Genomic DNA, 26,316 nt, shown 5'->3' with positions numbered 1-26,316 from the left:
GGCTTTCAAACGGAGGTGCAATTCAGTCGCGGTTGACAACTCGTTGACAGTTTCAGCGTGCTGTCAACGAAGGGGCCGCACACCTTCGCTAACGCGTGGCTCAACGTAAATCTTCCGTTTCGCCCCTAGCAGATTGTTGAGAACAGATAAAGAACTTAACGCCGTCCAAACTTGTCGGTTGCCCGTTGCCGCCCACCGGTACACAAATGCGGAAAATGTCTAGGAGACGGACCGTGCGCCACATTTTGCTCATCACCTGTGCCGCGTTCGCGCTGGCAAGCTGCGGCGGCAGCGAAGTGTCATTGACCAATGCCTCGCCCGAGGAAGTGGCGAAGAAGGTCGACGAGGCGGGAGGCACGCGGTTCAAGCCGGGCAAATGGGAGACGGTGGTCCAGACCGTGTCGGTCGACATCCCCGGTCTGGAAGGCGAGATGAAGAAGCAGATGACCGAGTTGATGCTGAAAAAGGTGCAGACCAGCACCAGCTGCATCACCGAAGAGCAGGCAAAGAGCCCGCCGGCCGAGGTCATCGCGCAGTCGCAGGGGCGCTGCAAATACGAGAAATTCCAGATGGGCGACGGCGCGATCGACGGAACTTTGGTGTGCGCGGCTCAGGGCATGGGTGGCGAGATGAAGATGCGGATCTCCGGCACGTTCGGCGACGAGAGCTTTGCCATCGACAATGAAATGAATGCGGGCGGGCCGAACGGCCCGGCGATGAACATCAAGGCCAAGACGACCGGCAAGCGGATCGGCGATTGCACGGCGGCGGAGAAGAAGGCGGCCGATGCGGTGGGCAAGAAGACGGTGTAATCTTAAACCGTCGGCCGGTAAGCCACCCGCCACATCGCAACTGCGATCCCCGCCGCGACCAGTGCGATCAGACCGCTGGTCGCCAGCGCGCTGAACCAGCGGAACAGCATCGTGCGATCGTCGCTGGGCGGCGCGTCGAACAGGCCGAAGCCATAGGTCTGTCCGGCAAGGAAGATCACCATCGCCAGCACCGCGCCCAACACCCCGGCATGCCAGGCGCGCCGACATCCGGCGATGTGCAGCACCAGCCATAACGGCGCGCCGACGGCGGTGATTCCCAGCGTTGTGAACACCGTGCCCAAGACCCACGCCGTGCCGAGCGACAGCACCTCCCGCTGTCCCGCCGCGACTACCAGCAGCAGCACAACGATACCGCCCAGCAGCCCGCCCGCCGCGAGCGCCAGCCCGGCCCGGTCCAGCGTCGTTTCATAGCTGCGCGGCGATGCGCGCAAAACATGTTCGTTCACCGAAAACCCCTCCCCGGTCGCGCGCTGCATACCACTCTGTAGCGACGTCACTCAAGCCACAGAAATCAACGGAGTCAGCGGGCGGCGGGACAGCTTGCGGCCCTGGCCACTTTATCCCACACTTACCGCAACCTATCGCAGGAGAATCGCATGAATCGCTGGCTTGGCCGCTCGCTCGCCCTTGGCATGATCGCCGCATCGCCCACCGTCGCGCAGGAGGCCGCCAAGCCGCCGGTGGCCGCCAAGAAGCCGCATCAGGTGAAGGCACCGTTCGGGGCGACCCGCGAGGACGAATATTACTGGCTGCGCGACGATACCCGCAAGAATGAGGACATGCTGGCCTATCTGAAGGCCGAGAATGCCTATGCCGATGCGGTGATGGCCCCGACCAAGCCGGTGCAGGAGGCGCTGTACAAGGAGATTGTCGGACGCATCAAACAGGACGACAGCACCGTCCCGTACCGCGACAACGGATACTGGTATTACACGCGGTTCGAGACCGGCGGGAACTACCCGATCGTCGCGCGGCGCAAGGGCAGCATGGATGCGCCCGAGGAGATCATCCTCAACCAGCCCGAAATGGCGAAGGGCGCGAATTTCTTCTCGGTCGGCGGACGGCAGGTCAGCCCGGATAACCGCTTGCTGGCCTATGCCGAGGACAAGGTCGGGCGGCGGCAATATGTGCTGAAGGTCAAAGACCTGACCACCGGCGAAACACTGACCGACACGATCACCAATGCCGAACCTGGCTTTGCCTGGGGCGGCGACAACAAGACGATCTTCTATATCGAGAAGGACCCCGTGACCCTGCTGGGCAAGCGGGTGAAGGCGCATGTGCTGGGCACCCCCGCCAGCGCCGACCGGCTGGTCTATGAGGAGAAGGACGACACCTTCTCGATGGGGATCGGGACCACCAGTTCCAACAAGTTCATCTGCATCTATGTCGGCAAGACGGTCAGCGATGAGCAGCGTTGCGCGCCGCGCGACAACCCCGCGAGCTTCACCGTGCTCGCCCCGCGCGAGCGCGATTTCCTGTACGGCGCGGACCATGTCGGCGACCGCTGGGTCATCCGCACCAATCTGAACGCGCCGAACTACCGCGTGATGACCGTGCCCGACAGCCAGACCGGGGCGGGCAAGACCGCGTGGAAGGACGTCGTTGCCACCAGCGACAGCGTGTTCATCGAGGGCGTGCAGCCGTTCGACAATTATCTGGCGATCGAGGAGCGTTCGGGCGGCAACAAGCGGATGCGGCTGTTGGGCAATGACGGCAAGTCGAGCTTCGTCGAGGCGGAGGAACCGGCCTATACGATGGCGCTGAACACCAATGCCGAGACGGACACCGATTCGGTCCGCTATAGCTATAACTCGCTGACCACGCCGTCGACGGTGATCGAGGCGAACATGAAAACCGGTGAGCGCAAGGTGCTGAAGGTCACGCCGGTGCCCGGTTACGACGCATCCAAATATGTGACGGAGCGCGTGTGGGCGACGGCGCGCGACGGGACAAAGGTGCCGGTCAGCCTGGTCTATGCCAAGGGGTTCAAGAAGGACGGCACCGCCCCGCTGTTCCAATATGCCTATGGCAGCTATGGCTATTCGACCGATCCGGGCTTCTCGCCGATGCTGCCCAGCCTGCTCGACCGCGGCATGGTCTATGCCATCGCGCATATCCGTGGCGGGCAGGAAATGGGCCGCAAATGGTATGATGACGGGCGGATGTTCAACAAGAAGAACAGCTTCACCGACTTCGTCGATGTGACGCGTTATCTGGTGGCGCAGGGCTATGCGAAGAAAGGTCGCGTCGCGGCAATGGGCGGCAGCGCGGGCGGGCTGCTGATGGGCGCGGTAACGAATATCGCGCCACAGGATTACGGCGCGATCGTTTCGCTCGTGCCGTTCGTGGACGTGGTGACGACGATGCTCGATCCCACCATTCCGCTGACCACCGGCGAATATGACGAGTGGGGCAATCCGGAGAACAAGGCGAGCTATGACTATATGCTCAGCTACTCGCCATACGACCAGTTGAAGAAGGGCGCGTACCCGGCGATCTTCGTCGGCACCGGGCTGTGGGACAGTCAGGTCCAATATTATGAGCCGGCCAAATATGTGGCCCGTCTGCGGACGCTGAAGACCGATGCCAATCCGCTGCTGTTCCGCGTGAATATGGAAGCGGGGCATGGCGGCAAGTCGGGGCGGTTCGAGCGGTTCCGCGAACAGGCGGAATATCTGGCGTTCGCGCTGGACCAGTTGAAGGTGAAGTAAGGTCGCGGTAGCGGGGAGCATGACCAAGCTGCCCGCTACCGACACCGAAGCCGCCGCCGAGCTGGAGACGCTGGCGGCTGAGATCGCGCGCCACAACGCCCTCTATCACACCGACGACGCGCCCGAGATCAGCGACGCGGAATATGATGCGTTGATGCGACGCAATGCCGCTATCGAGGCGGCGTTTCCAGCGCTGATGAGGGCGGATTCGCCGTCGCGGCAAGTGGGCGCGGCACCGGCCGGGCATCTGGCCAAGGTGCCGCACGCGCAGGCGATGATGAGCCTCGATAACGCATTTTCCGACGAAGAGGTGGCGGAGTTCGTGGCGCGGGTGCGACGCTTCCTGAAGCTGGGCGATGGCGATGCGGTCGCGCTGACCGCCGAGCCGAAGATCGACGGCCTGTCGGCGTCGCTGCGCTACGAGAATCGAAAGCTGGTGCTCGCCGCGACGCGCGGCAACGGTCAGGTGGGCGAGAATGTCACCGCCAATGCGCTGACCATTGCCGACATTCCCCGCGAGCTTCCCGAGGGCGCGCCGGACGTGTTCGAGGTGCGCGGCGAAGTGTATATGGCGAAGGACGATTTCCTTGCGCTCAACGCCCGGTTGCTGGCCGAAGCGGACGACCCGACAGCGGCGCGTCAGTTCGCCAACCCCCGCAACGCGGCCGCAGGATCGCTGCGGCAAAAGGACGCGGGCGTCACGGCATCGCGCCCGTTGCGCTTCCTCATGCATGGCTGGGGCGAGACCAGCGCCCTGCCCGGCAAGACGCAAGGCGAGGTGGTCGATGCGATCCGCGGCTGGGGCTTTCCGGTGTCGGACCTGTTCTCCGTCGCCGCGACCGTCGAGGATGCACTCGCGGCCTATCGCCGGATCGAGACGCAGCGCGCCGACCTCCCCTTCGACATCGACGGCGTGGTGTACAAGGTCGACCGGCTCGACTGGCAGGCACGGCTGGGCAGCGTGGGGCGCGCGCCGCGCTGGGCGATTGCGCACAAATTCCCGGCGGAGCGCGCCGAGACGATTCTGAACGCCATCGACATTCAGGTCGGGCGCACCGGCAAGCTAACGCCGGTTGCGCGGCTGGAGCCGGTGACGGTCGGCGGCGTCGTCGTCACCAACGCCACGCTGCACAATGCCGATGAGATCGCACGGCTGGGTGTGCGTCCGGGCGACCGCGTCCTGCTCCAGCGAGCAGGCGATGTGATCCCGCAGATCGTCGAGAATCTCACGCGCGACAGGCCGGGTGCGCCTTATGTGTTCGAGCAGAAATGCCCGATCTGTCAGTCGGAAGCGACGCGTGAGGAGGGCGAAGTCGATTATCGCTGTACCGGCGGGCTGATCTGCCCGGCGCAGCGGCTGGAGCGGCTGCGCCACTTCGTCAGCCGAGGTGCGCTGGATATCGAGGGGCTGGGCGAAAAGACGATTGTCGAATTCCTCGATCTGGGCTGGATCGCCGAACCGGCGGACATCTTCCGCCTCGCCGCGCATCGTGAGGAATTGCTGACCCGCGAAGGCTGGAAGGAAAAGTCGGTCGACAATCTGCTCGCCGCGATCGAGGCGAAGCGGGAGCCCGATGCGGCGCGATTGCTGTTCGGGCTGGGCATCCGGCATGTCGGGATCGTGACCGCGCGCGATCTGCTGAAGCGCTTTACCACCCTGCCCGCGCTGCAAACGCTCGCCGATGAACTCATCGCGCTGCGGGCAGACATGTCGCCTGCCTTGGGCGAGGACGATCAAAAGTTTCGCAACCGCCAGAGCAAGGCAATCGCCGAGCATATCGGGGTCGAGAATGTCGGGGCCGCGGTTGGCCATGCGCTCGCCGACTTTTTCCATGAACCACACAACCGCACCGTGTGGGACGATCTGCTGGCTGAGGTCAGTCCCCCGCCCTTCGTGGTCGAGGCGAAGGCGTCAGAGGTCTCCGGCAAGACCATCGTGTTCACTGGCAGCCTCGAAACGCTGAGCCGCGACGAGGCAAAGGCACAGGCCGAATCGCTGGGCGCCCGAGTCGCGGGGTCGGTGTCGGCAAAAACCGACCTGATCGTCGCCGGACCGGGTGCCGGATCGAAACTAAAAAAAGCAGCAGAACTCGAAATCCGGGTGATCGACGAGGCGGAATGGACGGAAATCGTGGCATCCGCGCACTAGTTTCAGGTGATGCTTTTTTGCAACGCACAATTGGCTTGATCTGACTGTCACATAAAAGCAAAGAACTCTCCCCATGGGGCAGCGCAGGACGGTGAACGAGCACCGCATGCGCAGGCTTTTGAGCAGCCATCCTAAGGGGACTATAATGCGAAACCATCTGCTATTCGGCGCAGCAGTCGCTGCGCTTTCGATTCCGGCTGCCGCCAGCGCGCAGCAGATCACGTCCGGTATCGTCGGCACCGTGACCGACGAGAATGGCGCGCCCGTCGCCGGCGCCGAAGTCGTCATCACCGACACCCGCACGGGTGCCGAGCGCACGCTGACCACCGGTGCCAATGGTTCCTTCACCGCAACCGGCCTTGTCACCGGCGGTCCTTACAGCGTGACGGCCAACGCCAGCGGCTTTGAAGGCCAGAGCGTTCAGGACATCGTCACCACGCTTCAGGGCAATACCAGCCTGACCTTCGCGCTCGCCTCGGGCGGCGGCGAAATCGTCGTCACCGGCAGCCGCGTTCGCCAGACCCAGCTCGCAGTCGGCCCTGGCACCTCGTTCGGTGCCGAAGTGCTCGCCGCAGCCCCCAGCTTCAACCGCGACGTGCGCGACATCATCCGCATCGATCCGCGCGTCAGCCTCGACCGCGACGATGGCGGTTCGGGCCAGGACCGCATCTCGTGCCTGGGCGGCAACGATCGTGGCAACACCTTCACCGTCGACGGTACCGCACAGAGCGACATCTATGGCCTGAACGACACCGGCTTCTCGTCGCGCAGCTCGACCCCGCTGCCCTATGACGCGATCCGCGAGACGCAGGTCCAGTTTGCACCGTTCGACGTCGATTACGGCCAGTTCACGGGCTGCGCGATCAACGTCATCACCAAGTCGGGCACGAACGAATATACCGCCGGTGGCTTCTTCGAATATTCGAACGCCGACCTTCGCGGCACCAGCGTTGCCGGTCGCCCGGTCGCGTCGATCCAGCCCGAAAAGCGCTGGGGCGTGACGCTTGGCGGCCCGATCATCAAGGACCGCCTGTTCATCTATGGTGCCTATGAGCATCAGGAAGCCGGTCAGTCGCAGGACGACGGCCCCACCGGTGCCGGTTACGCCAACCAGCAGACCGGCATCTCGCTCGCCCAGTTCAATGAAATCCGTCAGGTTCTGCAAAGCACCTATGGCATCGACACCGGCGATCTGGTCACCAACCGCGATTATACCAACGATCGCTATTTCGTTCGCGCCGATCTTCAGATCACCGACAATCACCGTCTGGAAGGCACGTATCAGCGCCTCGAAGAATCGACGGTGCGACCGGACGATCTGTTCACCGGCAGCTCGCCGCAGGCGATCGGCCGCAACACATTCTACCTGAGCGGCACCGTCTCGAACTATTATTCGGGTCGCCTTTATTCGCAGTGGACCGACGCGCTCTCGACCGAATTGCGTTATTCGCGTTCGGAGATCGTGGATCGTCAGGATCCGATCGGCGGCGGCGAAGCGCAGTCGGCCAGCCCGATCCCGCGCATCATCGTTGCGATCGACAACCCGACCGGCATCGACGGCGCCGTCCTGGCCGGTCCGGGCAATTCGCGCTCGGCCAACGACCTGCAGACCACGGTTCAGCAGTATCGCGCGGTCATGAAACTGACGGCGGGCGATCACAGCTTCAAATTCGGTGCCGAGCTGAACACGGCCGACCTGTTCAACCTGTTCGTCCAGAACGCGACCGGCACGCTGGTTTTCCGCAGCATCGCCGATCTGCGCGCTGGTCTGGTTTCGCCCGGCCTGGCCGGGACGACCCCGACCGGCACCTGCTCGCCGACGACGACCACGACCCCGGTCAACGTCATCGCAGGCTGCACCTATGGCGCGTTCGGCAACTATTCGTCGACTGGCGACGTCACCAGCGCCGCCGCGAAGTTCGATCGCAGCATCTATTCGATCTATGCGCAGGACGAGTGGAAGGTAAACGATCAGCTGAAGATCACCGCAGGCGTTCGCGCAGACTGGTATGACGGCGGTTCGCCCGCCTACAACCCGGTCTTTGCAAGCCGCTATGGCTTCAACAACGGCAATGGCTTCAGCAAGCTTGAGCCAGTGGTGCTGCCGCGTGTCGGCTTCACCTATGACCTCGACAATGACGGCCTGTTCGCCCGTTCGCAGCTGGTCGGCGGCGTCGGCATCTTCTCCGGCGGCGATCCGCTGGTGTGGTTCGGCAACGCATTCCAGAATGACGGCCGCGGTTTCGCCACCGGCAACAGCTCGGCTGCCGGTTGCGCCGCCGTCAAGAATGCACAGGGCCAGATTTCGGTCCTGAACGGCAACACCTTCACCGGCGTTCCGGCGTGCATCAGTGCCAATGCGATTGCCAGCGCGGCTGCCGGTCGCGGTAACACCCAGTCGATCGATCCCGATCTGAAAGTATCGACGGTGGTGCGCGCCAACCTCGGCTTCCGCACCCAGCTGAACTTTGCGCCCAGCGGGTTCTTCAGCGGCTGGAATGCCAACCTCGACTATATCTACTCCGAGTATCGCAACCCGTTCACGCTGGTCGATCTGGCGCAGACGGTGGACATTCGGAAGGGTCTGAACGGCTATACGATCGACGGTCGTCCGATCTATTCGGCCATCGATACGTTGCAGGCAGGCTGCACCGCACGCTTGACCGATCCGGGTTCGCCCCCAGTCTATGCCAACGTCAACGCGGCGTGCTTCACCAACACCGCCAACCGCTTCGACGAGCTGATGCTGACCAACCAGGAAGGGTATCGCAGCCACGTTGCATCATTCCTGTTGTCGAAGAATTTCGATGGCGGTCTGATTACGGATGGCGGGTCGAGCTGGGTTTCGTTCGGCTATGCGTACACCAATTCGCATGACCGCCGGAACATGTACAACTCGACCGCAGGCTCCAACTACGATCAGACTGCGGCGTTCGACCGTCAGAACCCGGCGGCGTCGCCGGGCTTCTATCAGAGCAAGCACAACATCACCCTCGCCACGAACTTCAAGAACGAGTTCCTGGGCGACGGGCTGGCGACCTCGCTCGGCTTCACCTTCGTTGCCCGTGCAGGCCGTCCGTACAGCCTGACCTGGACCGGGGGTGGCGTGTTCAGCAACACCAACTCCGGCACCGACAACGCGTTGGTCTATATCCCGACCGGGATGAGCGATCCGAACGTTTCGCCAACCTCCACGGTGGCAGCGGTCGACGCCCTTGTCGCCTTTGCCAACGGTCTGGATTGCGCCAAGAAGTTCTCGGGCAAGACGGTGACGCGCAACAGCTGCACCAACGACTGGTATTACGACCTCGACCTGACCTTCTCGCAGGAGCTGCCCGGACCGGGCCGCTTGTTCGGGCGTGACGACAAGATCAAGGTCTATGCCATGTTCGACAACTTCCTGAACTTCCTCGACGAGAACTGGAACGTGCAGCGTCGCCGTAACTTCTATGGCGTTCAGGACATCGCCTCGACCTCGGGTGTCGATGCGCAGGGTCGCTACATCATCACCAGCGCCGCCGGTGCCAGCACCTTCGCAGCGGACAACCAGATCAACGTATCGTCGTCGGTCTGGCGCCTGAAGGTGGGCGTGAGCTACAACTTCTGATCTTGATGACTCCTCCCTTGGGAGACTGAAACACCGCCGTCCCGGACCACCGGGGCGGCGGTTTTCTTTTGGCGGCAACGGCTTAAGCTAATCCCGCCGAGCAAAGGGGGAAGCGCGATGAGTCCGTTCGAGCTGGTGTTTGCGGTCTATGGCCTGCTGCTGGGCCTTGCCATTGCCGAGGTGCTGGGCGGGTTCGCGCGGGCGCTGAAGCTGAAGCGCGGGACCAGGCCAATACGGATCGGGTGGCTGACGCCGCTGTTGGGCATCGTCGCGATGCTGGACCTCACCTCCTTCTGGCTGCTCGCCTATGAAGCGCGGGCGCAGATCAGTGCGAATTATCTGACGCTGATCTGCGTGCTGGCGATGGTCGGCATCTATTACATGGCCGCCAGCCTGATCTTTCCCGACGAGCCGGAGGAATGGCCCGATTTCAACGACTGGTACGACAAGCAGAACCGCATGGTCATCGGCGGGCTGCTGACCGCGAATATCGCCAGCTGGATCGGGCTGGGCATCATCGAAAGCATCACCCCTACGCCGGAAGTGCCGGGGTTTGTGAGCAGCGCGCTGGCGACGTGGATCTATTTCATCTCCGGCTTCTCTGTGCTGGGCCTGTTGATCGCGTTGTTGAAGGTCGATGGACGGCGCAAGAATGTGGCGATGCTGGCGACCCTGATCGTGCTGCTGATCGCCAGCGGCATCTCCGAGCCTTACGTCTGAGGGGCGAGCGCCGGTGCGAGCGCGGCGCGGTCCTCCGCCGTCAACGGCGCGTCCATGTCAGGGCGGAAATGCGGGTCGGCGCGGTCTTGCGCGCCGGGATGTTCGCCGGTCTCCAGATCGGGTGCGGCATGGCCTTCGGGAAGGTCGCTGGAAACGCGGGTGAAGAACAATGCGGCAGCTGCGGCGGCACCGGCGATAACCGCACCGGCAAGCGGGACCGCGTTGCGGCGAATGACGCCGGGGGTCGCGGCGGGCTTGGTGGATTTCTTCGCGGTCGCGCGCTTGGCGGTCGCGGGCTTGGCACGCGCAGGGGTTTTGCGCGCGGTGCGGGGCTTGGCCGGGGTTTTGGTGCCGGGGGTGGTGGTGGATTTGGTCATGATGCCCTCGAATTGGTGATGTGGGATCAGAACGGCGGGACGGGGTGTGGGTTCCGGGGGACTCCTCCCCGCGTGTCGCCCAGCGGACAGGCCCCACCCCCAACCCCTCCCCTGAAGGGGAGGGGCTTTAAGACAAGAAGAAGAGCTAGTCGGCCATGCCAGCCGGAACCTTGCCGCCGTTTTTGGCGAGTTCGGTCATGACGCGCTTGTGCAGCCAGATGTTCATCTCCGCACTGCCATCCTTGGCACCGGTATAGCCCAGCTCAGTCGCAAGCTCCTTGCGGTTGTCGAGGCTGGAATCGAGATCGAGCAGTTTCATCAGATCGACGATCGAGCTGCGCCAGTTGAGGTCGGGATTGCCCTTTGCGGTCAGCTTCTGCGTCAGCACGGCTTCAACATCGACCGGCGCGGGTGCGGCGGGCGCGGGCTGTTGGGTCGGCGCCTGAGCCTGTGTTGGCGGTGCGGCAGGCTTTGGCGCGGCGGGCGGGGCCTGTGGTGCTGGTGCGGGCGCGGCGTCGGCCTTGCCGAAAATGGCGTCCTTGATCTTGCTGAAAATGCTCATGCGGAATCCTCCTGGACCGGCGCGAGACGCGCGGTTGAGGCGGGTAACGCATGAGCGGCGTCGAGGTTCGCGGCTGCGGGGTCGACAGGGATTAAATCCGGTGCGGCGCGCATCGCGGCGAGCTCGGCCCGACGCGCGGCGAACCAGCCGTCGCGGTCGGCGGTGGCGGCGGGGAGCGTCGCGGCGACGGCTTCCTCCTCCAGCACGTCCATCACCTCCGCCTCATCGTCGTCGAGCGTGCGCGAATAGCCGGGGTCGCCATAGTCGCCATCCTCCTGGCCGCAGAAATCGTCGGACGGGGGGAAGCGGGTGCGCCATTGTTCGTCGCGGCTGTCCCACCAGACGGGCTGATCGTCGGGATTGTCGGGATCGACAAAGGCCGGCGGTTGACAGTCTTGACGATTTGACGCGGTTTCAGGCTCGGTTGACAGCTCGGGCGGCGGTGGGGCGAGCTGGACCAGCCCAGCGGCCTCGGCCCGCGCCCATTGCTCGCCGGTCCAGCTGGCGCGGGCGGCGGGGTCGAGATCGGACGTGTCGATCCCCTGCCCCAGGTCAGTGTTGGTGAGCAGCCAGCGATCGGCGCGAGCAAGCGCGCGGATCGGGGCGAGATCGGCCTCGGTCGCCTGTTTCGCGGCTTCGCCGACGCGGGCGGCAAGGAACAGGCCGGCGCGCGCGGGGCCGCCGTCGCGCGCGATGACGTCGAGCATCTGTTCGAAATCGGCGGCGCACATGCGCGCGGCGGTGGCGCCGGTATCGGTGCAGGCGGCGTCGGCGCGCTTGTCGAGGCGGGCCAGCATCTTGAAGGCGAGATTGTTGTCGTGACGGTGGCGGGTGATGTTGGTGCCGTTGTCGTGCTTGACGCTGTCGGTCACGCCGTTGAAGGCGCGGTCCATCAGTTCGTCGGCGAGCACGTCGCGCGCGCGGATATGCGCCGCGTCCCAGGCGAGCGCGAAGGCCGCGCCGCGCGCGCTGGCGCGAAAGGCATAGGCGGACTGACGGCTGAGGCCGACGATCATGCACGCCTTGGTGATGTTGAGGCCGCGCGAGATGGCGATGAGGAAGCGTTTCTGCGAGTCCGGGGTCCAGCCGTCATAGCGGGCGGCATCGGGGACGCCGGGTTCGAGTTCGTGGAAGCGGGCGTGGTTGAAGCCGTATTCGGATGCGTCGCGGATGGCGTTCATGTGGTCGTGACCCCTGTGTGATGGAAACGACCGGTTAGGTATGCGGGAATGGGGGCTGTAGGAAAGTGTTTTCTTTTTGTTCTATAAATCAACTGAAAGTAGACAATTCACCTATAATCCCTACTATGGCCAGATTGGCGCATGGACGGAGTTTGATTATCGTGTCAGAATCGCTTTTGACGGTTTCTGCGAAAGAGGTGTCGAGCAAGTTTGGCTTCTACACGGACGAGGCGATGCAGCGTCCTGTGGGGGTCCAGCGGCACGGTGTCACGCGCGTCGTGATGCTCTCGCTGCGGGAGTATGAGCGGCTCAAGCGCCGGGATCGTCAGGTGATCCGCACGGAAGATCTGGATGAAGAAACCATCGAAGCCATCCTCAGCGCCGAACCGGGCGAGCGGTCCCGCGAAGCCGGGCGGCGACTGGCCGACCCCGACGCCGGGTGATGTCGTCAGCTACGCCTATTTATGGGCGCGCGAGGCGGATGCGGGGCAGGAAGAGGGGCTGAAAGACCGGCCCTCCGTCGTTATTTTATCCACGATCACGCAGGACCGCGAGGTGTTCGTCAACGTTGTGCCGGTCACGCATAGTCGGCCAGATGAGGCGAGCGATGGCGTGGAGATGCCAGCGATCGTTAAGCGCGATCTGGGCCTAGACCGTGAGCCAAGCTGGGTTGTCGTGACCGAGATCAACCAGTTTCGTTGGCCGGGACCAGATGTGCGATTGGTTGGCGGTGATACGCCCTATCACGGTGCGATACCGGATTGGTTGTTCGAGCGGGTGCGGGCGGCGTTTACGAAAAAGATTGGGGCGGTGCGGGTTACGCGAAGGTCGGAGTAGGCGATGCAAAGACGTGCACAGAGAGAAGGTGTAGTAATCGCCCTCCAATTTTACGGGCATAATCTTAGGCTGGCCGTACAGCTTTCATTGAGCCTGTTGTTTTTCTATCCGTCCAGTATGATCCAACCAGATTGGTAGGCTCATGGGAAGGACCATCTATCGCGAGCAAAAATGTGCCATAATGTATGACACTTTTTTCCCTGTGTGCGGGTTTAGGCTCGTTAATGTAAGATCCGCAAAACCTAAATTTACTCTGCGGGAGCCGTATCAACTCGCTTCCAATGAGGGAGCCGCTGGACTCTTCCGTTTCCACTGAAAAGGTAATTTGAGTGTAGGTCTGACGTACTTCAATTAAACCATTCCGACGAGCGGCAATGCCGGTATCCGGGTCAACCCAAGTAGATTCTATCTCCACTTCCCAAACCCCACTTATATTTGGGCGTCGCACTAGCCATCCGTGCAGCCAACGAAACTTCCACAACCAGTTATCAAATAGCCAAAAGGCAACGCCAACAGCGATCGTCGGAGCTGTTAAAGCCTTGATCCACGTCCAAGATACGCTTTCGCCGGCAGCGTACAGGGCGCCGACGAACGCCGCGACTGCAACCCACACGATGATTTTGCTGTGAATGGGTTCCACAGGTCAGTTGGCTCCAATGTAGCGACGCGCTTCATAAGCGAAGCGCTGAACTTGATGCGACGTCCATGCGCTTGTTCCGCCAAAAAGAGGTTTGATTGCGTTCTCTTCGAGCATCGACGCCGAGCTGTACGTCGCCATGTCCTCAATAGTTTTCAAAACTTCCGCGACTCTTTCCCACATATTGGAAGACAGGAAGATAGGCACTGGCAGGTTCCAGACCAAGCACTCGATCAAAAAGGATTTCATAGGCTTAGCCGCGTCGACGCCCTCCTCCTCCATTTCGCAAGACAGCTTCTTAACTGCACGAACCATTGGTTTGAACCGGTAATAGGCCGCTTCGTCCTTTTTGATACCGTTTTGATATTGCTGCTCAGGATAGTTTGTAATGAATGTGCCGTCTCTCGCAGTGAGGCAAATTCCGGCATCGTAGGTCAGCCCATAACCACTATCTCGGTATCGACGGTACTCGAAACAGGGAACGACATCCGCATCGACGCGATATGTGTTTTCCTTCACATTTAACGCTTTGTTGCCGCTTTTGACGGCTACGCGGCCGAATTGAGTGACCAATGCATCTTCAACATCATCCCTAAAATCGCCGTATGAATATGAAGCATCGGATATTCCGAGACTTAGCCGGGTGTGTGGTGATGGCAAATCATTGTAATGGAAAGTGTCAGGACATAGGACACCTACGTCCACATCGCTCTCTTGCCGTACACCCGTGTTATTACGGTACGAGCCTTGAACAAAAGTCCGTACAGTATGACGACCCAAAGCGTTGCTATTAGCCACCGCTCGCTGAATTGCGGTTATAGCTCTGGCGGCTTTCTCATCCTCAACCTTGCCGAGCGGCTGGGACCAAGCTGTTAACGTACTTTCCCAGTCTGTTTTAGCTCGATACATAGTGGATGTTCCTATTCCGCGGCAATTTCTTCCGTAGCTTTCACCTTATTTAACAGCGGCGCAAGATACTTCCCCGTGTAGCTGCGCGGTTCCTTCGCGACCTGCTCGGGCGTGCCCTGGGCGACGATTTCGCCTCCTTTGACGCCGCCTTCCGGCCCTAAATCCAGGATCCAGTCGGCGGTCTTGATGACGTCGAGATTGTGTTCGATCACCACGACCGTATTCCCCTGTTCGACCAGCGCGTGGAGGACTTCGAGGAGTTTGCGGACGTCCTCGAAATGCAGGCCGGTGGTGGGTTCGTCGAGGATGTAGAGCGTCTGGCCGGTGGCTCTCCGCGCCAGTTCCTTGGACAGTTTGACGCGCTGGGCTTCGCCGCCCGACAGGGTCGTGGCTTGCTGTCCGACCTTGACATAGCCGAGGCCGACTTCTGCCAGCATCGCCATGCGTTCGCGGATCGGGGGGACGGCCTTGAAGAATTCGACCGCATCCTCGACCGTCATGTCGAGGACGTCGGCGATCGACTTGCCCTTGAACTTCACTTCGAGGGTTTCGCGGTTGTAGCGCTGGCCGTGGCAGACGTCGCAGGTGACATAGACGTCGGGGAGGAAGTGCATTTCGATCTTGAGCAGGCCGTCGCCGGTGCACGCTTCGCAGCGGCCGCCCTTTACGTTGAAGCTGAAGCGGCCGGGTTTGTAGCCGCGCGCCTGGCTTTCGGGGAGGCCGGCAAACCAGTCGCGGATGTTGGTGAAGGCGCCGGTATAGGTGGCGGGGTTGGAGCGCGGGGTGCGGCCGATCGGCGACTGATCGATGTCGATCACCTTGTCGAGATGTTCGAGGCCGGTGATCTTGTCATGCTTGCCCGCGAGCATGCGCGCGCCGTTGAGGTGGCGCGCGGCGGCGGCGTAGAGCGTGTCGATGGTGAAGCTGGACTTGCCCGAGCCGGAGACGCCGGTGATGCAGGTGAAGGTGCCGAGCGGGATGCTGGCGGTGACCCCGTTCAGGTTGTTGGCGGTGGCATTGTGAACGGTGAGCTTCTTGCCGGTGCCCTTGCGGCGCTTTGCGGGCAGCGGGACTTCGCGGCGGCCGGAGAGATAGTCGGCGGTGATGCTGTTTTCGTTGGCGAGGACTTGTTCGAAGCTGCCGTGCGCGACGATCTCGCCGCCGTGGACGCCCGCGCCCGGCCCCATGTCGATGACGTAATCGGCGGTACGGATCGCGTCCTCGTCATGCTCGACCACCAGCACGGTGTTGCCGAGATCGCGCAGGCGGCGGAGCGTGGCGAGGAGCATGTCGTTGTCGCGCTGATGCAGGCCGATGCTGGGTTCATCGAGGACGTAGAGCACGCCGGAGAGGCCGGAGCCGATCTGTGACGCGAGGCGGATGCGCTGAGACTCGCCGCCGGACAGCGTGCCGCTGGTGCGGTTGAGGTTGAGGTAATCGAGGCCGACATTGTTGAGGAAGCCGATGCGTTCGTCGATCTCCTTGAGGATGGCGCGGGCGATTTCCTGTTGCTGGCCGGTGAGCTGATCGGGGAGCGCGGCGAACCAGGCGAGCGCGTCGGTGACGGAGAGTTTGGTGACGGAGGAGATGTCGCGCATGGCGACCTTGACCGCGAGGGCTTCGGGCTTGAGGCGCGCGCCTTCGCAGGTGGCGCAGGGTTGGCTGGCCTGATATTTGGACAGCTCCTCGCGCATCCACGCGCTCTCGGTCTGGAGCAGGCGGCGGTTGAGGTTGCCGATGACACCCTCGAACGGCTTCTTCACGTCATAGGATTTGCGGCCATCGACGAAGGTCAGCGTGACCGGCTTGCCGCCGGTGCCGTGGAGGATGATGAACTGGACTTCGCCGGGCAGGTCTTTCCACGGCGTGTCGAGCGCGAAGCCGAATTCGCGGGCGAGGCTGCCGAGGACTTGCATGTAATAGGGCGATGGCGGGTTGGATTTGGCCCAGGGGACGACCGCGCCCTTTTTGAGGGAGAGGTCGTGGTTGGGAACGACGAGGTCTTCGTCGAACACCATCTTCTCGCCGAGGCCGTCGCACGCGGGGCATGCGCCCTGCGGGGCGTTGAAGGAAAAGAGGCGCGGTTCGATCTCGGCGATGGTAAAGCCGCTGACCGGGCAGGCGAATTTCTCGGAGAAGACGATGCGGTTGTCGGGGAGGCCGGCGTTCTTCATGCCCTTTACGGGGGCAACAGGTTCGGCGGTTTCGGTGCGGAAGCTTTGGGGGGCTTCGTTGACGCGGCTCGACGTCAATGCCTCGACCGTCGTGTCCACGAGGTCGACATAGGCCAGCCCTTCGGCGAGTTTCAGCGCCGTCTCGAAGCTTTCGGCCAGGCGGGTAGCGATTTCGCCACCGACGACGAGGCGGTCGACCACCACTTCGATGTCGTGCTTGTACTTCTTGTCGAGCGCCGGCGCTTCCTCGATCAGGTACATCTCGCCATTGACGCGGACGCGCTGGAAGCCGGCGCGCTGCCATTCGGCGAGTTCCTTCTTATACTCGCCCTTGCGACCGCGCACGACGGGGGCGAGGAGGAGCAGGCGCGTGCCTTCGGGCAGCGTCAGGACGCGGTCGACCATCTGGCTGACCGTCTGCGCGCTGATCGGGAGGCCGGTCGCGGGGCTGTAGGGAATGCCGACGCGCGCCCATAACAGGCGCATGTAATCGTAGATTTCGGTGACGGTGGCGACGGTCGAGCGCGGGTTGCGGCTCGTCGTCTTCTGCTCGATGCTGATTGCGGGGCTAAGGCCCTCGATATGATCGACATCGGGCTTCTGCATCATCTCCAGGAACTGGCGCGCATAGGCGCTGAGGCTCTCGACATAGCGCCGCTGCCCCTCGGCATAGATGGTGTCGAAGGCGAGGCTCGACTTGCCGCTGCCTGACAGGCCGGTGATGACCGTGAGGGTATCGCGCGGGATATCGATATCCACGCCCTTGAGATTATGCTCGCGTGCGCCGCGGACGGAGATGTGAGTCAGCATGCGGTAAATTGTTCCAGATTTGTTCCTGATCCGCAAGCGGAGCCGAGGCCGACGCAGCGAAAAGGCGAAATGGGAAGCGGGACGGCTCGGCGCAACCCGGACCGCATTTCGCCTCCGGCGCGCACCACCTGTCGAAAAGTGCAGGTTTGTCATGCATTTGAAGCTGGCGTTTGAGACAGGGGGGGATAGAGATGGGGTTTTCGATAAGGGGCGGAAATGGCTGTTATCACGGGTACGTCGGGCAACGATTACATCCAGGGCACCGAAGGCGACGATACGATCAGCGGCGGCGAGGGCGATGACGTCATCTTCGCCAATGGCGGCGCGGACAAGGTGAAGGGTGACGGTGGAAACGACTACATAGTCGGCGGCGTCGGCGACGACGACCTCGATGGTGGCGACGGTGATGACGAGATTTCCGGCCTCGAAGGCAATGACATCATCGCCGGCGGCGATGGCATAGACAAGCTGCACGGGCGACAAGGCAACGACGTCATTTCCGGGGGAGCCGGAGCGGACGAAATCAACGGCGATGGGTTCGTCAGTTCGGTGGATGATGGGGCCGATCATCTGAGCGGGGGCGAGGGCGACGATCGAATATCGGGCCACGGGGCCGACGACACGCTATATGGAGACGGAGGCAACGACACGCTTAGGGGCGGCCACGGTAGTGACATACTCGACGGCGGCGATGGCGATGATCGGCTGAGTGGATATGGGGAGGAGGGCTATGGTGTCGACAGCAGCATCGATGCGCTTTCCGGAGGCGCGGGCAATGACTGGCTGACCGTCGGATATGGCGACAGCGCGGATGGCGGCGTCGGCAGCGACACGATCTACCTAGATTTCTACAGTGGTTCCGCGGGCGTTTCGGCCGATTTGCGTCAACTCGCGAATAACGGCTCGATTCAGATCGGCGGCGGGACCATAACGAATGTGGAACTCGTCGCAGGAATCAGCCTGACCGCCTTTGACGACGTTATCGTCGCCGGTCCGATCGCACCCGGGGTGGTGGGGATATCAATCAGTGGTTGGGGCGGCAACGATCACCTGACGGAAAGCGCCGGCACCGATACGATCTACGGCGGGGACGGTGACGACGTCATTATCGGCGGCACGGGATACAATGCTGCGGTTTACCCATCGACGGATCGTCTGATGGGAGAGAGTGGCAACGATACCATTTACGTACGCGACGATGGCGCCCTGGTGTCGGGCGGCTCTGGCGACGATACGGTTTATGGCGGAGCCGGGGCTGATGAGATCAGCGGGGACAGTGGCCAGGATCAGCTGTTTGGCGGCGGTGGCAACGACGGAATCTCGGGCGGGGATGGCGATGACCGCATCGAAGGTGGTGACGGCAACGACACGCTGGTCGGCAATCGCGGCAAGGACGATTTGAGCGGTGGTGACGGCGACGATACCATCTTCGCCGGCAACAATCAGGTCGATGACAACGAAACCGATCGGATCTTCGCTGGCGCCGGAGCAGACACGATCTGGGCGAGCGCGGGTGACACGATCGATGGCGGCACCGGGCTGGACACGCTGCATCTCTCTGCGCGGCTGACACAGGCAATATCCGCCGACTTCACCGCGGGATCTGTCACGATCGCCGGGGGCAGCATCAGCGGAATAGAGGCTATTCCCCAGCTGCTCCTAAGCGATGCCGATGATTGGTTGGTGCTCGGCTTTAACGGTGCTGCGGGTGGTAGTCAAATCGATGCTGCGGGCGGCAATGACTTCGTTGTCGGAACCGCTGGCAGCGACCGCCTCAGCGGCGGCACCGGCGACGACGCGCTCGACGGCGGGGCTGGCAACGATACGCTGCTGGGCGGCGAGGGCAACGACCTGTTGATCGCCGGCATCGGCGCGGACATGCTGCGCGGCGGTGCGGGCAACGACCGTTATTGGGTAAGCGATGCGCGGGCGCAGATCGTCGAAGCGGACGGGGATGGCAGCGACGAACTCGTCCTCGGCGTATCCTATGTGCTGGGTGCCGGCATATCGATCGAGTTTGTCAATCTGAGCCTGCGTCCCGCGTCGCAGACGTCGAACGACAATGCGATCGATTTCACCGGCAATTCGTTCGTCCAGCGGATCGACGCGACCGACGGGGTCAACGTGATCCGGGGCGGGAGCGGCGGCAATGTCATTCGCGGCTTTGGCGGTAACGATTCACTCTATGGCGAAGGCGGGTTCGACGAGTTGCTGGGGGGTCTGGGCGACGACATGCTCGACGGCGGCGACGGCGAGGACATGCTGGATGGCGGTGCCGGGGCGGATCAACTGCGTGGCGGTGCGGGGGTCGATACGTTCGTCTATCGGCTGGTCACGGATTCGACGGTCGCCGCGAGCGACCGCCTCCTCGATTTCCAGAATGGCATCGACCGGATCGACCTGACCGCGTTTCGCGTCGGCGTCATCACGCTCGTCAATTCCGGGGCGTTCGCCACCGCGACGATCGAAACCGATCAGGGCACGATGCAGCTCACCTCCGACACGGCATTCGCGCTGAGCGATTTCGTGCTGGGCGAGCGTGCGTTCACTGGCAGCGCCGGGGCGGACAGCCTTGCCGGCGGCGGGATGAACGACAGTTTCGACATGTCGCAGGGCGGTGACGACTCCGTCAGTGGCGGGGACGGCAACGACGCCTTCTTCTTCGGTGCAGCGCTGACCGCGGCAGACACGGTCGATGGCGGCGCGGGCACGAACGATCAGCTCGGCTTGCAGGGAAATTACACCGGCGCGAACGCGCTGACCCTTGGCGCGAACACGATCGGCGGGATCGAGCTGATCGGGCTGCTGGGCGGTGCGGGTAATGGTTACGCGATCACCACGGTCGATGCCAATGTCGCAGGCGGACAGGTCCTCACAGTGTTCGGCACCAATTTGGCGGCGGGCAACGCCTTCACCTTCAACGGGTCGGCGGAGACCGACGGGTCGTTCCGCATCTATGGCGGTGCGGGGACCGACAATTTCACCGGCGGCGCGCAGAATGATGGCTTCTGGTTTGGCCCCGGCCGTTTCGACCCGAGCGTCGATCGGGTGAACGGCGGCGGCGGGAATAACGACCAGCTGGCGCTGGACGGCGATTACACGATCACGCTCGACGGCGCGGCTATTCAGGGGATCGAGACGATTACGTTGCAGGCCGGACCGGCAAGCGACCGCAACAGTTTCGACATCACCGTTGCCGACAGCTTTGTCGGCGCGGGGCAGCAGGTCACGATCTTCGGGCTGCTTGCCGTCAACGCGATCCGCATCGACGCCAGCGCCGAGCTCGACGGCAGCGTGCGCGTGTTTGGCGGGCAGAGCCACGACACGATTATCGGCAGCGCGGGCGACGACCGGCTGTTCGGTGGTGCCGGGAGTGACTCGCTGATCGGCGGGGCGGGCAACGACGTCTATGTCTATGACGCGGTGAGCCAGTCGACCGGGCTGTACGGCGATGGCATCCAGCTGCTCGATGGCGACAAGATCGACTTCAACTTCACCGTGGCGGGTGTCGCAACGACCGTGGTGGGCGGCACGCTGGGTGGCGATTTCGACGCCGATTTGGCCGCCGCGATCGGTGCAGGTCAGATGGGTGTGGGCGAAGCCGTGTTGTTCCGGCCCGATGCGGGCATTTATGCCGGCACCAGCTTTCTGATCGTCGATGCCAATGGCGTGGCCGGGTATCAGGCGGGTCAGGACTATGTCATCGGGCTGATCGGCAACCCTACCGACCTGCCCCCCGATCCGTTCGTTTGAGACAGGCGGGGCAGAAGGTCGGTCGCTGACCCCGCTTCCCGAGCGAGAAATTGGGGCGATGTGCACTGGTTGCGAGTGCCCTTCGGTCATTGAACGCGCCCTGCCCCACCCCATTTGCGGTGCGTATCATCCTGGGGAGGCCGCTTATGCCATCGCTTTACGACGTCGCCGTTCCGCCGCTCATCCGTTCGCTGACCGCGATGTCGAAATTTCTGGAGAAAGGCCGCGTATGGGCCGAGGAACAGGGGCTGGACGAGGCGGCGCTGACCGAGGCGCGGCTGTACCCCGACATGGGTCCGCTGACCGCGCAGATCCAGCGCGCGACCGATTCCGCGAAGTTCGTGGCGGTGCGTGTGGGCGAAGCGGAGAACGTCCCCTTTCCCGATGAGGAAGTGACGATCGCCGAATTGCAGGCGCGGATCGAGAAGACGATCGCGTTCCTGAAAGCCGTGCCGCCGGGGAATTTCGAGAACCGGGAGGATGCGGCGGTGGTGCTGAAACTGCCCAACCGCGAACTGAACTTCACCGGCGCGAGCTATGTCAGCGCGTTTGCGCTGCCGAACTTTTATTTCCATGTGACGACCGCCTATGCGCTGTTGCGGATGAAGGGCGTGCCGGCGGGGAAGATGGATTATATGGGGGCGGCATGAGGCAAGTTTGAAGCAGCGCGCATCGCGTTTGCCGCTGAAAAACTTGGAGACTCTTTGGCGGATTTGATTTTATGACGAGCGTGGAAGGGGGCATCGCGTCAATGCGCGAAGGGGCTGCCCTTGCCTGGAGCACGCCCGGATGCCGTCAATCATTCCCGCACGTCCCCCCCGTCCAACGACGGTTACCGCCACCTACACGCAGGCATTGACGGGGACACCGACCGCGACCGTCGCGGCCGACCAGATCATCTTTGGCGGTGGGTTTGATGCGGTGGGCCAACATCCGGGTATTTACTTCAACCCCAGCTATGGCAGCCCGCTCGTCCATCTGGTCCATTATTATGACTATGACTGGACGCTCGAAAATGCGGGCACGATCTGGAACACATCAACGCAATATACGAGTACGGCGGTCTGGGTGGACAGGCTGGTCAATAGCGGGCTGATCGTTGCCGAAGTCGCGATTCCGTGGATCGGCGAGGGCTATACGCATTTCGGAAGCACGTTCGGCGCGTTCGTTCTGGGCGGCGGGCCGATGTATTCGGTTGCGATGAATAACAGCGGCAGCATCTTTGCGCTTGCGACGGGTGGCAACGCATTCGGCGTCTATTCGGAAGCGGTATATCGGACCTTCGTCAATTCGGGCCTGATCGCCGCCCAATCCAGCTATAGCCCCTCTCCATCGACCAGCGGCGGTGCCTGGGGCGTCCGCCTGACGAACGGGGCCACGCTCATCAACGAGGCGGGCGGGCAGATCCTGGCGGAAGGCCCCAACGCCAATGGCGTTTTCATCGGTCGCGGATTGAATTTCCAGTCGCCTCCAACGCCGCAGGTGATCAATTACGGATTGATCGAGGCCGTATCGACCGACCCCGGCATCAGCTCGCGCGGCATATACGCTGCCAGCAACGGGCTGGAGTTGATGGAGATCGAGAATGGCGGCACGATCCGTGCGGATATTGCGATCTACGCGCCGTCATCCTCCCTCGGGACATTCACGACCAGCTGGCAGATCAATGTCCAGACCGTCCGCAACCTGACCGGCGGGGTGATCGAGGGGAGGATCGAACTGCATCTGGGCGCAGACGTGCTGATCAACCAGGGAACGATCACCGGAACGATCGACATGGGCGACGGCGACGACCGGATCGACAGCACCGGCGGGACGATCAACGGCCTGAGCGATCTGGGGTTCGGCAACGACCATTTTATCGGCGGCAATGGCGTTGATACCGTGATGGGCCAGGTTGGCAACGACACGGTCGAAGGGGGTGGCGGAAACGACCTGTTGATTGGCGGATTTGGCGACGACGTGCTGATCGGCGGCGGCGGCAATGACGGCATGTATGGCGAAGCGGGCGACGACCGGTTCGTGCTGGAGAGCGGGGATGTCGCAAATGGCGGACTGGGCCATGACCGCTTCGAAACAATCGACTATCGTTTCGCGCGCCTCGACGGCGAGAGTGGGAACGATAGCTGGATCCTGCCCGCTGGCCCCCGCATTTTGAGCCTTTCGGCCGTTACCAACAGCGGCCGGGTGACCGGCATCGAACGAATAGAGCTGAGTGGCAACAAGACCCTGATCGTCGCCGCCGCAGATGTCGCCGGGATCAGCGGAAGCGACCTGCTGACCATCGACGCGGAATCGAGCGATACGGTCAGGCTGGTTGGCGCCTGGACCAAGGGCGCGGAAGAAGCGATCGGCGGCATTACCTATATTCGCTACACGTCGGGAACATCCGCCGTGCTGGTGGATATGAGCGCCGGCATCGTCCTGAACGGAGCCGCAGATGGTGCCGCCGGACTCGATCCGGTCGCTGCGGGCGGGGCACCACCCATTCCGGGCAGCATGACGGGTGCCGTGCTGCAAAATGTGTTGGTTCTGGCCGATCACCTCGTTTTCGAAGACCTGGTCATCGGGCCGGACGAGACGTGGATATCGCCGGACGGACGATCCGTCCTCAGGACCGAATATGGCACGTCCACCCGTCAGCTGGACACGCTCCCCGACGTCGTCAATCACGGCGTCATATCGAGCCGGGGCAACAGCATTACGGGGAACGGTTCGGCAACAGCATTCGGCCCTGACCGCGACAGCATTTCAGTCATGGGCCACTTCACCAATACGGGGACGATCGAGGCGATCGCGGAAAATCATGCCAGGGCTTTTTTCAGCGGGGGCCGTGGCACGCTGTCCAACAGCGGCAAGGTGCATGCGATCGCAGGGACGGGCGATGCGGACGCGATCATCCTGTTCGGGAGCGCCGAGTGGCCATCAGCCTATTCCATCGTCAACGAAGTGGGCGGCGATATCTATGCCCGGTCCGAGAGCGGCTATGCCAGCGGAGTCCGCTATGGCAATGCCGGCGCGCTGCACAATCAGGGCCTGATCGAGACATGGGGCGGCAATGGTGCGGTCGCGGTGGATATGTCGGCCAATGGCGGCGATCTGGCCAATGACGGCACGATCATCGCATTTTCGCCGGAATCGAGTGAGAATTATTCGATAGGCGCTTACTTTTGGTCTTTCGCGTCAGTCGTCAACACCGGCGTTATCGCTGCTGATATCGCATTATATTTTAGCAAATCGACTTTCGGACAAGTCGATATCAACAATAGCGGCGACATCTATGGGCTGATTGTTTCAGATCCCGGAGATGATTTGTCTTTCGGAGCCGTTTCTCTCACAAATAGTGGCCGTATATTCGGCGATATCGTCATTCTCGATTCTAATACGATCAGTGATACCGTGACCAACACCGGACTGATCGACGGCATTGTCGCTTTGGGAGGCGGCAACGACGTTTTCGATGGCAGCGGGGGCACCCAGACAGGGGCGATATATGGCGATGCCGGCAACGACACGCTCATCGGCGGCGCTGGCAGCGACATCTTTGACGGTGGCGTGGGCAAAGACACGATGCGCGGCGGTGCCGGTGACGATATCTATTATGTGGACGATTTCGACGACGTCGTGACCGAGCTGGCCGGCGAAGGCTATGACGCGGTGCATACGGCGCTCGCGGCGTATGTGCTGCCTGCGCATGTCGAGAAGCTCGTCTATACGGGAGCGGGCGCGATTGCCTGGTCCGGCAATGCGGGAGACAATGGTCTGGGCGGTGCGGCCGGCGACGATCGTTTCGACATGAGCCAGGGCGGCAACGATAATGTCAGCGGCGGCGGCGGGGACGATGCGTTCTTCTTTGGCGCGGCGCTGACCGCTGCCGATACGGTCGATGGCGGCGCGGGCACTGACGATCAGCTCGGCTTGCAAGGCGATTATACCGGCGCGAACGCGCTGACGCTGGGCGCGAGCACGATCAGCGGGATCGAGCTGATCGGGCTGCTGGGCGGCGCGGGCAACGGTTATGCGATCACCACGGTCGATGCCAATGTCGCAGGCGGTCAGGTCCTTACAGTGTTCGGCACCAATCTGGCGGCGGGGAACGTCCTCACCTTCAACGGCGCCGCGGAGACCGATGGGTCATTCCGTATCTATGGCGGAGCAGGGACCGATAATCTGACTGGCGGCGCGCAGAATGACGGGTTCTGGTTCGGCCCCGGCCGGTTCGACCCGAGCGTGGACCGCGTGAACGGCGGCGGCGGGAATAACGATCAGCTCGCGCTGGACGGCGACTATACGATCACGCTCGACGGCGCCGCGATTCAGGGGATCGAGACGGTCACCTTGCAGGCGGGTCCGGCGAGCGACCGCAACAGTTTCGACATCACGGTCGCCGACAGCTTCGTGGGCGCGGGGCAGCAGGTCACGATCTTCGGGCTGCTTGCCGTCAACGCGATCCGCATCGACGCCAGCGCCGAGCATGACGGCAGCGTGCGCGTGTTCGGCGGACAGGGCCACGACATGATCTTCGGCAGCGCGGGCGACGACCGCATCTTCGGCGGCAATGGCAGCGATTTCCTGTACGGCGGCGGCGGCAACGACATTTATGTCTATGACGCGGTCAGCCAGTCGACGGGGATCAATGCCGACGGCATCCATTTGACCGCAGGCGACAAGATCGACTTCAACTTCACCGTCGGCGGGACCGCGGCCACGGTAAACGGCGGCATGCTGGGCGGGGATTTCGATATCGATCTGGCGGCGGCGATCGGCGCGGGCCAGATGGGCGCGGGCCAGGCGGTGCTGTTCCGCCCGGATGCAGGCATCTATGCCGGACAGAGCTTTCTGATCGTCGATGCCAATGGCGTGGCCGGGTATCAGGCGGGTCAGGATTATGTCATCGGCCTGATCGGCAACCCCACCGACCTGCCCCCGGACCCGTTCGTGTGAAACAGGCGGGGCAAAAGCGCGGCCACCGAATTGCGCCTGTTGCCGTGCCCCTCGGCATGGATGGCGAGGCAGGTGGGACTCGACTTGTCCCAATTCACGTTCGAGACTT

General features: G+C 62.7%; 17 protein-coding genes. 10 read left to right on the top strand and 7 right to left on the bottom strand.

Annotated elements, in window-relative coordinates; translation table 11 throughout:
- Positions 1 to 233: 233 nt before the first annotated feature.
- Positions 234 to 812 (top strand): DUF3617 domain-containing protein, encoded by a 579-nt coding sequence (locus U1702_RS02650; protein WP_332721807.1) that lies wholly within the window; start codon positions 234 to 236, stop codon positions 810 to 812.
- Positions 813 to 814: 2 nt separating this feature from the next.
- Here the strand turns inward: U1702_RS02650 and U1702_RS02645 are convergent, their stop codons facing one another.
- Positions 815 to 1,309, bottom strand: coding sequence for a hypothetical protein (locus U1702_RS02645; RefSeq protein WP_332721805.1), 495 nt, complete (start codon positions 1,307 to 1,309; stop codon positions 815 to 817).
- Positions 1,310 to 1,429: 120 nt separating this feature from the next.
- Between U1702_RS02645 and U1702_RS02640 the strand changes: the two genes are divergently transcribed.
- The 4 genes from U1702_RS02640 to U1702_RS02625 all read left to right on the top strand — a co-directional run bounded on the left by U1702_RS02640 (position 1,430) and on the right by U1702_RS02625 (position 10,023).
- A complete protein-coding gene (locus tag U1702_RS02640; protein ID WP_332721804.1) occupies positions 1,430 to 3,547 on the top strand; it encodes a S9 family peptidase in 2,118 nt (705 codons plus the stop codon).
- Between the two features lie 19 nt (positions 3,548 to 3,566).
- A complete protein-coding gene (gene ligA / locus U1702_RS02635) occupies positions 3,567 to 5,696 on the top strand; it encodes an NAD-dependent DNA ligase LigA (RefSeq protein WP_332721802.1) in 2,130 nt (709 codons plus the stop codon).
- A gap of 145 nt (positions 5,697 to 5,841) precedes the next feature.
- A complete protein-coding gene (locus U1702_RS02630) occupies positions 5,842 to 9,303 on the top strand; it encodes a TonB-dependent receptor (protein WP_332721800.1) in 3,462 nt (1,153 codons plus the stop codon).
- 117 nt (positions 9,304 to 9,420) lie between these two features.
- Positions 9,421 to 10,023, top strand: a complete 603-nt coding sequence (locus U1702_RS02625) for a hypothetical protein (RefSeq protein ID WP_332721799.1) — start codon at positions 9,421 to 9,423, stop codon at positions 10,021 to 10,023.
- Here the strand turns inward: U1702_RS02625 and U1702_RS02620 are convergent.
- The 3 genes from U1702_RS02620 to U1702_RS02610 form a co-directional block, all read right to left on the bottom strand.
- Positions 10,014 to 10,400, bottom strand: coding sequence for a hypothetical protein (locus U1702_RS02620; protein WP_332721797.1), 387 nt, complete (start codon positions 10,398 to 10,400; stop codon positions 10,014 to 10,016). The two genes, U1702_RS02625 and U1702_RS02620, sit on opposite strands and share 10 nt — an antisense overlap.
- Before the next feature lie 145 nt (positions 10,401 to 10,545).
- Entirely contained in the window at positions 10,546 to 10,962 is a 417-nt protein-coding gene (locus tag U1702_RS02615) for a DUF3597 domain-containing protein (RefSeq protein WP_332721796.1), read from the bottom strand.
- Positions 10,959 to 12,143, bottom strand: coding sequence for a hypothetical protein (locus U1702_RS02610; protein ID WP_332721795.1), 1,185 nt, complete (start codon positions 12,141 to 12,143; stop codon positions 10,959 to 10,961). The genes U1702_RS02615 and U1702_RS02610 overlap by 4 nt, the downstream gene beginning before the upstream one ends.
- A 161-nt stretch (positions 12,144 to 12,304) precedes the next feature.
- Here U1702_RS02610 and U1702_RS02605 point away from each other — a divergent pair, with 161 nt between their 5' ends.
- Positions 12,305 to 12,586, top strand: coding sequence for a type II toxin-antitoxin system Phd/YefM family antitoxin (locus U1702_RS02605; protein ID WP_332724543.1), 282 nt, complete (start codon positions 12,305 to 12,307; stop codon positions 12,584 to 12,586).
- A complete protein-coding gene (locus U1702_RS02600; protein WP_332721793.1) occupies positions 12,495 to 12,980 on the top strand; it encodes a hypothetical protein in 486 nt (161 codons plus the stop codon). The genes U1702_RS02605 and U1702_RS02600 overlap by 92 nt, the downstream gene beginning before the upstream one ends.
- 64 nt (positions 12,981 to 13,044) lie before the next feature.
- Here the strand turns inward: U1702_RS02600 and U1702_RS17095 are convergent, their stop codons facing one another.
- The 3 genes from U1702_RS17095 to uvrA all read right to left on the bottom strand — a co-directional run bounded on the left by U1702_RS17095 (position 13,045) and on the right by uvrA (position 17,510).
- A complete protein-coding gene (locus tag U1702_RS17095) occupies positions 13,045 to 13,428 on the bottom strand; it encodes a Cap15 family cyclic dinucleotide receptor domain-containing protein (protein ID WP_443026826.1) in 384 nt (127 codons plus the stop codon).
- A 195-nt stretch (positions 13,429 to 13,623) separates the two neighbouring features.
- Positions 13,624 to 14,526, bottom strand: coding sequence for a nucleotidyltransferase domain-containing protein (locus tag U1702_RS02595; RefSeq protein WP_332721791.1), 903 nt, complete (start codon positions 14,524 to 14,526; stop codon positions 13,624 to 13,626).
- 11 nt (positions 14,527 to 14,537) lie between these two features.
- On the bottom strand, positions 14,538 to 17,510 hold the full coding sequence (gene uvrA / locus U1702_RS02590) for an excinuclease ABC subunit UvrA (RefSeq protein ID WP_332721790.1): 2,973 nt from the start codon (positions 17,508 to 17,510) through the stop codon (positions 14,538 to 14,540).
- A 216-nt stretch (positions 17,511 to 17,726) separates the two neighbouring features.
- On the opposite strand from uvrA, the gene U1702_RS02585 reads away from it, so the two are divergent.
- From U1702_RS02585 to U1702_RS02575, 3 genes are all read left to right on the top strand, one after another.
- Positions 17,727 to 21,263 carry a beta strand repeat-containing protein gene (locus tag U1702_RS02585; protein WP_332721788.1) on the top strand — a complete coding sequence of 1,179 codons (3,537 nt, stop codon included), beginning with the start codon at positions 17,727 to 17,729 and terminating at the stop codon, positions 21,261 to 21,263.
- A gap of 146 nt (positions 21,264 to 21,409) precedes the next feature.
- On the top strand, positions 21,410 to 21,913 hold the full coding sequence (locus tag U1702_RS02580) for a DUF1993 domain-containing protein (RefSeq protein ID WP_332721787.1): 504 nt from the start codon (positions 21,410 to 21,412) through the stop codon (positions 21,911 to 21,913).
- A gap of 205 nt (positions 21,914 to 22,118) precedes the next feature.
- The gene (locus tag U1702_RS02575; protein WP_332721785.1) at positions 22,119 to 26,207 is read left to right on the top strand and encodes a beta strand repeat-containing protein; all 4,089 of its coding nucleotides are present in this window, start codon (positions 22,119 to 22,121) and stop codon (positions 26,205 to 26,207) included.
- Positions 26,208 to 26,316 lie beyond the last annotated feature (109 nt).

Origin of the sequence: Sphingomonas sp. LT1P40 (assembly GCF_036663835.1) — a bacterium.
Taxonomy (GTDB): Bacteria; Pseudomonadota; Alphaproteobacteria; order Sphingomonadales; family Sphingomonadaceae; genus Sphingomonas.
Note: the sequence above shows the minus strand (reverse complement) of the source record. Positions and strands in the feature narration are given on the sequence as shown.

Bases quoted from the DNA above. Each gene is read 5' to 3' on its own strand.
- U1702_RS02620 (WP_332721797.1), bottom strand. From the start codon at position 10,400: ATGACCAAATCCACCACCACCCCCGGCACCAAAACCCCGGCCAAGCCC.
- U1702_RS02630 (WP_332721800.1), top strand. From the start codon at position 5,842: ATGCGAAACCATCTGCTATTCGGCGCAGCAGTCGCTGCGCTTTCGATT.
- U1702_RS02580 (WP_332721787.1), top strand. From the start codon at position 21,410: ATGCCATCGCTTTACGACGTCGCCGTTCCGCCGCTCATCCGTTCGCTG.
- ligA (WP_332721802.1), top strand. From the start codon at position 3,567: ATGACCAAGCTGCCCGCTACCGACACCGAAGCCGCCGCCGAGCTGGAG.
- uvrA (WP_332721790.1), bottom strand. From the start codon at position 17,510: ATGCTGACTCACATCTCCGTCCGCGGCGCACGCGAGCATAATCTCAAG.
- U1702_RS02610 (WP_332721795.1), bottom strand. From the start codon at position 12,143: ATGAACGCCATCCGCGACGCATCCGAATACGGCTTCAACCACGCCCGC.
- U1702_RS02625 (WP_332721799.1), top strand. From the start codon at position 9,421: ATGAGTCCGTTCGAGCTGGTGTTTGCGGTCTATGGCCTGCTGCTGGGC.
- U1702_RS02615 (WP_332721796.1), bottom strand. From the start codon at position 10,962: ATGAGCATTTTCAGCAAGATCAAGGACGCCATTTTCGGCAAGGCCGAC.
- U1702_RS02600 (WP_332721793.1), top strand. From the start codon at position 12,495: ATGAAGAAACCATCGAAGCCATCCTCAGCGCCGAACCGGGCGAGCGGT.
- U1702_RS02645 (WP_332721805.1), bottom strand. From the start codon at position 1,309: ATGCAGCGCGCGACCGGGGAGGGGTTTTCGGTGAACGAACATGTTTTG.
- U1702_RS02640 (WP_332721804.1), top strand. From the start codon at position 1,430: ATGAATCGCTGGCTTGGCCGCTCGCTCGCCCTTGGCATGATCGCCGCA.
- U1702_RS02585 (WP_332721788.1), top strand. From the start codon at position 17,727: ATGGCTGTTATCACGGGTACGTCGGGCAACGATTACATCCAGGGCACC.
- U1702_RS02595 (WP_332721791.1), bottom strand. From the start codon at position 14,526: ATGTATCGAGCTAAAACAGACTGGGAAAGTACGTTAACAGCTTGGTCC.